General features: G+C 73.2%; 5 protein-coding genes. All 5 read right to left on the bottom strand.

Annotated elements, in window-relative coordinates; genetic code table 11:
- The coding region (locus tag EHS43_RS38105; RefSeq protein WP_148104201.1) for an AMP-binding protein at window positions 1-926 on the bottom strand (926 nt) is incomplete at its 3' end.
- Between the two features lie 40 nt (window positions 927-966).
- Window positions 967-1401, bottom strand: coding sequence for a hypothetical protein (locus EHS43_RS38100; RefSeq protein ID WP_125195182.1), 435 nt, complete (start codon window positions 1399-1401; stop codon window positions 967-969).
- A 94-nt stretch (window positions 1402-1495) separates the two neighbouring features.
- Window positions 1496-2101 carry a lytic polysaccharide monooxygenase gene (locus EHS43_RS38095; protein ID WP_125195181.1) on the bottom strand — a complete coding sequence of 202 codons (606 nt, stop codon included), beginning with the start codon at window positions 2099-2101 and terminating at the stop codon, window positions 1496-1498.
- 96 nt (window positions 2102-2197) lie between these two features.
- Complete coding sequence (locus EHS43_RS38090; protein ID WP_125195180.1) at window positions 2198-3307, bottom strand: SPFH domain-containing protein; 1110 nt, start codon at window positions 3305-3307, stop codon at window positions 2198-2200.
- 40 nt (window positions 3308-3347) lie between these two features.
- Window positions 3348-4523, bottom strand: a 1176-nt coding sequence (locus EHS43_RS38085) for a peptidoglycan-binding protein (RefSeq protein ID WP_125195179.1), incomplete at its 5' end; no start/stop codon positions are given.

Raw genomic sequence — 4523 nt, 5'->3', positions numbered from 1 at the left:
CACTGGATCGCCGCGCCGCCCTCGGAGGACCCGTACCCCTCGACCAGCCGCACCCCGAACCGCCGTTCGAAATCCGCCGCGTCCACCGCCCCCGCCTCGGTGCCGAACCCGAGCCGAAGCGGATTGTCCCGGTCGTCCTCACGCTCCTCGGTGGCCAGGACGTACTGGATCGCCCGGCCGACATAGGTGAAGTACGTCGCCCCGTACGCGCGCACGTCCGCCAGGAACCCCGAGGCCGAGAACCGCCGCCTGAGCGCGACCCCCGCACCGCTCGCCAGCGCGGGCGCCCAGTCGGCGATCACCGCGTTGCCGTGGAACATCGGCATGCAGATGTAGTGCACCCCGTCCGCGCCGAGCCGGAACTGGTCGGCCAGCGAGTGCCCCGCGGCGGCCAGCCGGCCCTGGGAGCAGAGCGCGGCCTTGGGGGCGCCGGTGGAGCCGGAGGTGAAGTAGAGGAGCAGCCGGTCCTCGGGGAGGGCCCTGGAGGCGTCCGGCTCGGCACCGGCGTAGGGCGCGAGCAGGGTGTCGTACTCCTCGGTGCCGGTCACCAGCAGGCGGACGCCGGGCAGGTCGAGTCCGCTCAGCAGCGGGAGCCGGGCGGGCTCGGTGATCAGCAGGCGGCACTCGGTGTGCAGGATGTCGCGGGCGAGTTCGGGGCCCCGGCGGGTGGGGTTGACGCCCGCCACGGCGGTCCGGGCGAGGGCGGCCGCGCTCAACCACAGCGGGTACTCGGGGGTGTTGTCGAGCAGCAGCCCGATGTGGGACCCGGCCCCCGGCAGCAGGTCGGTGAGCAGCGCTGCCCGGGCCGCGGCCCCCGAGGCGGTCTCGTGGTGGGTGAGCACCCGCCCCTCGAACCACAGTCCCGGGCGGTGGTCACCCCACCGCGCCGCGACGAGCTCCGCGACCGTACGCCTCCTGGAGTCCATGGGGGCGTACGGTAGTTGACGGGTCGTCAGATGTGGAGGTCTAGGACATCGCACTGACGGCGATCATGAAGCCGGCGCAGAACAGGACGATCACCCCGGTGAAGGCCACCACCGCGAACGCGGCGCAGCCGAGTCCGCCGCCGCCGGAGCGGGCAGTTGCCACGATGTGGGGGCCCTCGGCGTAGCGCACGGTGACGATGTCCCCTTCGAGCGTGGTCCCCGGGCCGCCCTCCTCCTCGAAGCGGACCATCCGGCCGTCGCGCGCCCGGAACTCGTACACATGGCGCAGGCTCGTGCGCACCCGGCTGTCGCCGCCGCCGTGCGCCACGGAGTACACCCGCAGGCACCGCGCCTCGGCGGTGAGGCCGCTCGTCCAGGCCCGGCGCATCCGCAGCCAGCGCCGCACCATGAGGCAGGCGCCGGCCAGGGCCACGGCCATGATCAGGCAGGGAATGACGTAGAAGAAGGCGGTCATGGCGGATCCCCCGAGGTCAGGCACCGATCACGGGATCGCGTGATCGTGTGGGGGAACCTACCCCGGGGGATGCCTGGACTGTCTCAAGCGATGCTCAGAAAGTGACGTCCGAGCAGGCGTAGAACGCGTTCGCCGTGTCGGCGATGGTCCACACCGCGACGATCACATGCCGTCCGCTGAGCCCGGACGGCAGGGTGCCGCTGTGCGAGAGGGTGGAGGGAGGCCGCTGGCCGTTGTAGGGGACGGTCAGGAACGGGGTGAGGTTGAGGTCGGAGCGGGCCAGGTTGTGGTTCTGGTTCCAGCCCGCCTTGGTGACGTAGTACTTGAAGTCGGTGGTGGCGTGCATGGCGGTGAACTGCCAGCGGAAGGTGTAGCTCTGGCCGCCCGTCACCCGGGTCGCCGGCCATGCCGTGCCCGCCGGTGTCCTCGGCGCGCTGAGCTGGCTGAACTGACTCAGCCCTGCGTTGCATATCTGCCCGTCGGCAGGGCCGGAGGCCGGGAAGCCCTTCGGGCCCTCGACGCTCTGCGGCTCCCACTGGATGGAGCCGCAGTTCGCCACCGTGCCGTTCTGGCAGAGCTTCTGCCTGCTGATGGGGAGGTCGGTGTAGCCGTGACCGCTGGCGCCGCCGGAGGAGAGGACGAGGGCGCCGGTGGTGGCGAGGCCCACCACCGCGGCGTACCACTTGGTCTGTTTGCGCATGCTGCCGCTCCTGGAGAACGTGGGGGAGGTTCGGTGAGCTTGCAGGTCTAGACCAAGTCCCAGATTATTACCGAGCGTTGACCATGTCCATACCGACTACGCCCCTTGCTCTCCGCGGCCCGCGCAGAAGGCCACCGTCAAGTCCTTGACCAGCGCCTTGCGTTCGTAGTCGTCGAGTTCCACCAGGCCACGCATGGTCAGCCGGGTCACCGTGTCCTCCACCGAGTCCACCACCGAGGTCAGCATGGTGGCCCGCTGCTGGGCGTCCAGCGCGGCGATCCGGCGGCGGTGCATCGCGGCGGCCACCTCGGGGGCGTACTCGACGCGCAGCGGCTGGACCGAGAACACCTCGACGCCGACGGGAGCGGTCTCCGCCGCCACCAGCCGGGTCAGCGCCTCCGCCGCCGTGTCGGCCGAGCCGCGGACGGAGCCCGGCGCCTCCACCGGGACCCGGGCGAGCGCGGCCTCGACGCACTCGCGCAGATCCGTCTCGTGGTCGTCGACGCCGAGCGTGGCCCGCGCGGTGTCCCGCACCCGCCACACCACGAGGACGACGACCCGCAGAGCGACCCCGTTCGCGTCGGCGGCCGGCAGCGGCTCACCGCGCCAGTGCCGCAGCCGTACGTCGACCCGGCGGCGCAGCAGCAGCGGGTTGACCCACATCAGGCCGGTGCGCCGGACGGTCCCCCGGTAGCGGCCGAACAGACCGAGCACCCAGGCCCGCCCGGTCCGGCCGCGGGCCAGTCCCCCGAAGCCGAACAGGCCGAGGGCGCCGGCACCGGCGTACGCCGCCCACTGCGCGGGCCCGAGGCCCGCGCCCGCGAACGCCGGGATCCGGAGCGCCTCCAGGGCCGGCCCCGGCAGGATCCCGGCCCACCACGAGGTGAGCGCGCACCCGGCCAGTCCGCAGGCGCCGGCGAGGACGCCCACCGAGCCCGGCAGCACCCGCGCGGGGCGCTCGGCCAGGCCGGGATCGACGTCCGGGGCCGGTCGCGGGGTGAGCCGGTCGGGCCTGCGCAGCCGGGGCTGTTCCCCGGTGCCCTGCCGGCGGCCCACCACCGCGGGCCTCAGCGGCACCGAGACCGGGTCCGGGTCGTCACGGAAGAGCAGGTGGACCGGGATCTCGGTGGTCGACTCGTTCTGGATGAGCCGGGCCGGGCGGGCGTGCCCCTCGGACTCCGGTGTGGGTGAAGCGGTCGTGGTCATGCGTGTCTCCAGCCTCCGCGCCAGATGTCACCACAGGTGATTACGAGAACAGCCGCCGCCAGGTCTCCGGTCCCGGGTAGCCGTCCGCCGCGCCGCCCCGCCAGCCCTGGGCACGCTGGAAGGCCTCGACGCCCCGCCGGTCGGGCTCGCCCCAGCGCGGCCCCGGCCCGGTCGTGTAGTACTTGCCGAACCCTTTCTTCACGAGCTGTTCGCCGAGCTGGGTGACGTACTTGTTGCTCGCGCCGGGCCGGAACATCGCGCGGCCCGGGTAGCCGGGGACCCCGTGCGAGGAGGGTGCCGAGGGGCCTGCCGCCCCGGTCTGGCCGCCCGGCGCCTCGATGTCCCTGCCCTTGCCGCTCACCAGCAGCGTCCAGGTCTGCGCCCCGGGCAGCCCGTCCGCGTCCTCGCCCCGCCAGCCCTGCGCCTGCTGGAACGCCTGGGTGGCCCTGCGGTCCGCGTCCGTCCAGCGGGGGCCGGGACCGGAGGTGTAGTAGCGCCCGGCGCCGCGCTCCACGAGCATGCGGCCGAGCTGGGTGACGTACTTGTTGTTGGCCCCGGGCCCGAAGTAGGCGGCCCCCGGGTAGGGGGTCGGGTCCGGCGCGGCCGGCTTGTCGTTGTCCGGCTTGGGTGTGGCCGGTGACGACGGGTCCGGTGTGGAGGTGCCGGGCGTGGAGGCGCCCGGCTCGGCGCCCGGCGCGGGACCCGCGAGCCCCTTGTAGCGGTAGGCGACGTACCGGTCCGAGTTGCTCCAGTAGGCGTACGGGGTGGCCTGCTTGCGGGCGTACGGGCGGGTCTCCTCGTAGGCCAGGTAGTAGGTGTGCGTGTAGTCCGTCCAGCCGCCGAAGATGACGACGTGGGAGCCCTGCTCGGGGTTGGACGGGTTGTGGAAGAGCAGGATGTCGCCGGGCTGGAGGTCGTCCTTGGCGATCCTGATGCCGTACTGGCCCAGGCTGCCGGTCCATTCGTTGCCCGGCAGGTTCCAGGCCATGGACACGAAGCCCGAGCAGTCCTGCCGGTAGCCGTCGCTCCAGTAGGCGGACATGCTGTACGGCACCTTCGCGGCGACCCACTGCTTGGCCCGCCGGATGATCTCGGCACGGGTGGTGGTGGGCGCCTTGACGGCCGCGGGCCGGCCGCCGGGGCCGTGCAGCGGGGCCTTGCGGCCCTGGGGGGTGCTGGGCTCGTCGATCCCGGGAAGCCCCGGACGGGCCGGGGC

Source organism: Streptomyces sp. RP5T (assembly GCF_003933965.1).
GTDB lineage: Bacteria > Actinomycetota > Actinomycetes > Streptomycetales > Streptomycetaceae > Streptomyces.
The sequence above is the reverse complement of the archived record's forward strand: the minus strand, read 5'-3'. Positions and strand labels throughout refer to the sequence as shown.

What these genes read in the sequence shown, in the direction of transcription:
- EHS43_RS38090 (WP_125195180.1), bottom strand. Translation starts at nt 3,307, where the DNA reads ATGACCACGACCGCTTCACCCACACCGGAGTCCGAGGGGCACGCCCGC.
- EHS43_RS38100 (WP_125195182.1), bottom strand. Translation starts at nt 1,401, where the DNA reads ATGACCGCCTTCTTCTACGTCATTCCCTGCCTGATCATGGCCGTGGCC.
- EHS43_RS38095 (WP_125195181.1), bottom strand. Translation starts at nt 2,101, where the DNA reads ATGCGCAAACAGACCAAGTGGTACGCCGCGGTGGTGGGCCTCGCCACC.